Annotated in this window: 4 protein-coding genes; all 4 read left to right on the top strand. The window is 71.6% G+C overall.

What is annotated here, in order from left to right; translation table 11 throughout:
• A partial coding sequence (locus GT042_RS30190; protein ID WP_161311872.1) for a saccharopine dehydrogenase NADP-binding domain-containing protein occupies positions 1–930 on the top strand: 930 nt, incomplete at its 5' end.
• A gap of 41 nt (positions 931–971) precedes the next feature.
• Positions 972–1,415: a helix-turn-helix transcriptional regulator gene (locus tag GT042_RS30185; RefSeq protein ID WP_161311871.1), complete on the top strand. Its 444-nt coding sequence runs from the start codon at positions 972–974 to the stop codon at positions 1,413–1,415.
• Between the two features lie 10 nt (positions 1,416–1,425).
• Positions 1,426–1,836: a VOC family protein gene (locus GT042_RS30180; RefSeq protein WP_161311870.1), complete on the top strand. Its 411-nt coding sequence runs from the start codon at positions 1,426–1,428 to the stop codon at positions 1,834–1,836.
• 42 nt (positions 1,837–1,878) lie between these two features.
• On the top strand, positions 1,879–4,269 hold the full coding sequence (locus tag GT042_RS30175) for an excinuclease ABC subunit UvrA (RefSeq protein WP_161311869.1): 2,391 nt from the start codon (positions 1,879–1,881) through the stop codon (positions 4,267–4,269).
• Positions 4,270–4,361: the final 92 nt, after the last annotated feature.

Below are 4,361 nucleotides of genomic sequence, written 5' to 3'. Positions count from 1 at the left end.
GCCCGGGCGCACCCCGGAGCGGAGACCCACGCCGTGTCGCTGGCGGATCCCGCGTCCCTGGACCGCGCCCTGTCGGTCGCGGAGGCGGTCATCAACTGCGCGGGCCCCTTCGCCGACACCGCGGCCCCGGTGATCGACGCGGCGCTGCGGGCCGGCATCCCCTACCTGGACGTGGCCGCCGAGCAGGCCGTCGCGCTGGAGACGTTCGAGCGGTACGCCCTCCGGGCCCGCGTGGCCGGAGTGGTGGTCGCCCCGTCGGTGGCGTTCTACGGCGGGCTCGGCGACCTGCTGGCCCGCGCGGCGATGGGCGACTGGCCGGACGCGGACGACCTCACGATCGCGATCGCCCTCGACAGCTGGCTGCCGACCCGCGGCACCCGCGCGACCGCACGCCGCAACGCGGGCCGCCACCTGGTCTTCACCGGCAACCGGCTCGTCCCGCCGCCCCCGCCGCCCGCCTCACCCACGTCACCCGAAGGCCCGCCACGGACGGAGACCTGGCCGTTCCCGCCCCCGCTGGGCGTCCAGGAGGTCACCGCGCTGTCCACCGCCGACCAGGTCACCATCTCCCGCCACCTGCGGGTGCCGGAGATCCGCGTCCGTATCAACCACGCGCCCCTGCACGACCTGGGCGATCCAGGCACTCCCCCGCCCACGGCGGCCGACGGCTCCGGGCGTTCGGCCCAGACCTTCGTGGTCGACGTGCTCGCGCGACGGGCCGGGGAGGAGCGCCGCGCGACGGCGTCCGGCCGTGACATCTACGCGGTCACCGCACCCCTCGTGGTGGAGGCGGCGGTACGGATCCTCGACGGCCGGGCCCGCCGGGCGGGGGTGGCCGCCGCCGGGGAACTCTTCGACGCCCCGGACTTCCTGCGGGCGCTCGATCCCGCCCACCTCACCTACACCGCGCCCGGCGCGCACCGGCCCTGATCACACTGGTCACCTCCGGCGCGACATGGCACGCTTCCGGAGTGACCACCAGACCCACCCCGGAACAGCACCTCCGCGATCTCGCGCGGCTGCGCCGCGTCCGCGACCGGATCGACCGGGAGTACGCGCGGCCGCTCAACGTCGAGGCGCTCGCCCGTGGGGCACACATGTCGGCCGGGCACCTCAGCCGCGAATTCAGGCTCGCATACGGCGAGTCACCGTACGCGTACCTGATGACCCGCCGTATCGAGCGCGCGATGGCGCTCCTGCGGCGGGGGGACCTCAGCGTCACCGAGGTGTGTTTCGCGGTCGGCTGTTCGTCGCTGGGCACCTTCAGCACCCGCTTCACCGAGCTGGTCGGTGTACCGCCCAGCACGTACCGACGCCGCACGGCGGGCGCGGCGGCGGAGATGCCGCCGTGTGTCACAAAACAGGTGACGCGACCGGTCAGGAATCGAGAAGCGCGGACATCGGGGCGCACCTAGTGTGACCGGCATGGACCTCACGATTCACACCACGTTCCTCCCGCACGTCGACGCCGACGAGTCCCTGGCCTTCTACCGCGACACCCTCGGCTTCGAGGTGCGCAACGACGTCGGATACGGCGGGATGCGCTGGATCACCGTCGGCCCGGTCGGCCAGCCCGGCACGTCCGTCGTCCTGGAGCCGCCGGCCGGCGACCCAGGCACCACCGACGACGAGCGCCGTACCATCACCGAGATGATGGCGAAGGGCACGTACGTCCGTATCATTCTGGCCACCGCCGACGTCGACTCCACCTTCGCCCAGATCCAGGCCGCCGGCGCCGAGGTCGTCCAGGAGCCGACCGACCAGCCCTACGGTGTACGGGACTGTGCCTTCCGTGATCCCGCGGGCAATCTGATCCGGATCAACGAGGTCCGCTGAGCGGTCCTGGACCGTTCGACGAGGACGACAGATGGAGACACGATGAGCAGGGCCCCCAGGGCGGACGCGCAGTCCCCCGCGCCGCACGTCGCCGACAGCCACGAGCTGATCCGCGTGCACGGCGCGCGCGTGAACAACCTCCAGGACGTCAGCATCGAGATCCCGAAGCGGCGCCTGACCGTGTTCACCGGCGTCTCGGGATCGGGCAAGAGCTCGCTCGTGTTCCACACGATCGCCGCCGAGTCGCAGCGGCTGATCAACGAGACGTACAGCGCGTTCGTCCAGGGGTTCATGCCGACGCTGGCGCGCCCCGAGGTCGACGTCCTCGAAGGGCTGACCACCGCCATCATCGTGGACCAGCAGCGGATGGGCTCCGACCCCCGCTCCACGGTCGGCACCGCCACCGACGCCAACGCGATGCTGCGCATCCTGTTCAGCAGGCTCGGGCAGCCGCACATCGGCCCGCCCGGCGCGTACGCCTTCAACGTGCCCTCCGTCCGGGCGAGCGGCGCCATCACCGTCGAGCGCGGCGACAAGAAGACGGTGAAGGCGACCTTCAACCGCACCGGCGGCATGTGTTCCCGCTGCGAGGGCCGGGGCGCGGTCTCCGACATCGACCTCAGCCAGCTCTACGACGACTCCAAGTCGCTGGCGGAGGGCGCGTTCACCATCCCCGGCTGGAAGTCCGACAGCTTCTGGACGGTACGGGTCTACGCCGAGTCGGGTTTCCTCGACCCGCACAAGCCGATCCGTGAGTTCACCGAGCAGGAGATGCGGGACTTCCTCCACCGGGAGCCGACCAAGGTGAAGGTCGAGGGCGTCAACATCACGTACGAGGGGCTGATCCCCAAGATCCAGAAGTCGATGCTCTCGAAGGACAAGGAGGCGCTCCAGCCGCACATCCGCGCGTTCGTGGAGCGGGCGGTCACGTTCACCACCTGCCCGGAGTGCGACGGTACGCGGCTCGGCGAGGGGGCCCGCTCCTCGAAGATCGGGGGGATCAGCATCGCCGACGCCTGCGCGATGCAGATCAGCGACCTGGCCGCCTGGGTCGGCGACCTGGACGAGCCGTCGGTGGCGCCGCTGCTCACCACCCTGCGGCAGACCCTCGACTCGTTCGTGGAGATCGGTCTCGGCTATCTCTCGCTCGACCGGTCGTCGGGCACGCTGTCGGGCGGCGAGGCGCAGCGCGTCAAGATGATCCGGCACCTGGGGTCCTCGCTGACCGACACCACGTACGTCTTCGACGAGCCGACCGCGGGCCTGCACCCCCACGACATCCAGCGGATGAACGACCTGCTCCTGCGGCTGCGGGACAAGGGCAACACGGTGCTCGTCGTGGAGCACAAGCCGGAGACGATAGCCGTCGCCGACCATGTGGTCGACCTCGGGCCCGGCGCCGGTACGGCGGGGGGCACCGTCTGTTTCGAGGGCACCGTCGAGGGGTTGCGGGCCGGCGGCACGCTGACCGGGCGGCACTTCGACGACCGGGCCGCCGTCAAGGAGACGGTACGGAAGCCCACCGGCACGCTGGAGATCCGGGGCGCGGCGGCGCACAACCTGCGCGACGTCGACGTCGACATCCCGCTCGGGGTGCTCGCCGTGGTGACGGGTGTCGCCGGTTCCGGCAAGAGTTCGCTGATCCACGGTTCGGTGTCCGGGCGGGACGGGGTGGTGTCGGTCGACCAAAGCGCGATCCGCGGCTCGCGGCGCAGCAACCCGGCGACGTACACCGGACTGCTCGACCCGATCCGCAAGGCGTTCGCGAAGGCCAACGGGGTGAAGCCGGCGCTGTTCAGCGCCAACTCCGAGGGCGCCTGCCCGACGTGCAACGGTGCCGGGGTCGTCTACGTCGACCTGGCGATGATGGCCGGTGTCGCCTCTCCCTGCGAGGAGTGCGAGGGGAAGCGGTTCCAGGCGTCGGTGCTGGACTACCGCTTCGGCGGCCGTGACATCAGTGAGGTGCTCGCGATGTCGGTGGGCGAGGCGGAGGAGTTCTTCGGCGCGGGCGAGGCGCGTACGCCTGCCGCGCACACGATTCTCGGCCGGCTGTCCGACGTCGGACTGGGCTACATCAGCCTCGGACAGCCGCTCACCACGCTGTCCGGCGGGGAGCGGCAGCGGCTCAAGCTGGCGACCCACATGGCGGAGAAGGGCGGGGTGTACGTCCTCGACGAGCCGACGACCGGCCTGCACCTGGCCGATGTCGAGCAGTTGCTCGGGCTGCTGGACCGGCTCGTGGACTCCGGGAAGTCGGTCGTCGTCATCGAGCACCACCAGGCGGTGATGGCGCACGCGGACTGGATCATCGACCTGGGCCCGGGGGCGGGTCATGACGGCGGCCGGATCGTCTTCGAGGGCACCCCGGCGGACCTGGTCGCGGACCGTAGGACTCTCACGGGCGAGCATCTCGCGGCGTACGTCGGCGGCTGACGGGGCGGGCGGGCGACGGGCGGGGCGGGCGGTCGACGCGGGCTAGCGGTCGACGGGCGAGGCTTCGACGGGGGCAGCCGCCGGGGGCCGTC

It is taken from the genome of Streptomyces sp. SID3212, from assembly GCF_009865405.1.
Taxonomy (GTDB): domain Bacteria; phylum Actinomycetota; class Actinomycetes; order Streptomycetales; family Streptomycetaceae; genus Streptomyces.
Note: the sequence above shows the minus strand (reverse complement) of the source record. Positions and strands in the feature narration are given on the sequence as shown.

Excerpts from the sequence above, each read along its gene's own strand:
- GT042_RS30180 (WP_161311870.1), top strand. The coding sequence starts at position 1,426 with ATGGACCTCACGATTCACACCACGTTCCTCCCGCACGTCGACGCCGAC.
- GT042_RS30175 (WP_161311869.1), top strand. The coding sequence starts at position 1,879 with ATGAGCAGGGCCCCCAGGGCGGACGCGCAGTCCCCCGCGCCGCACGTC.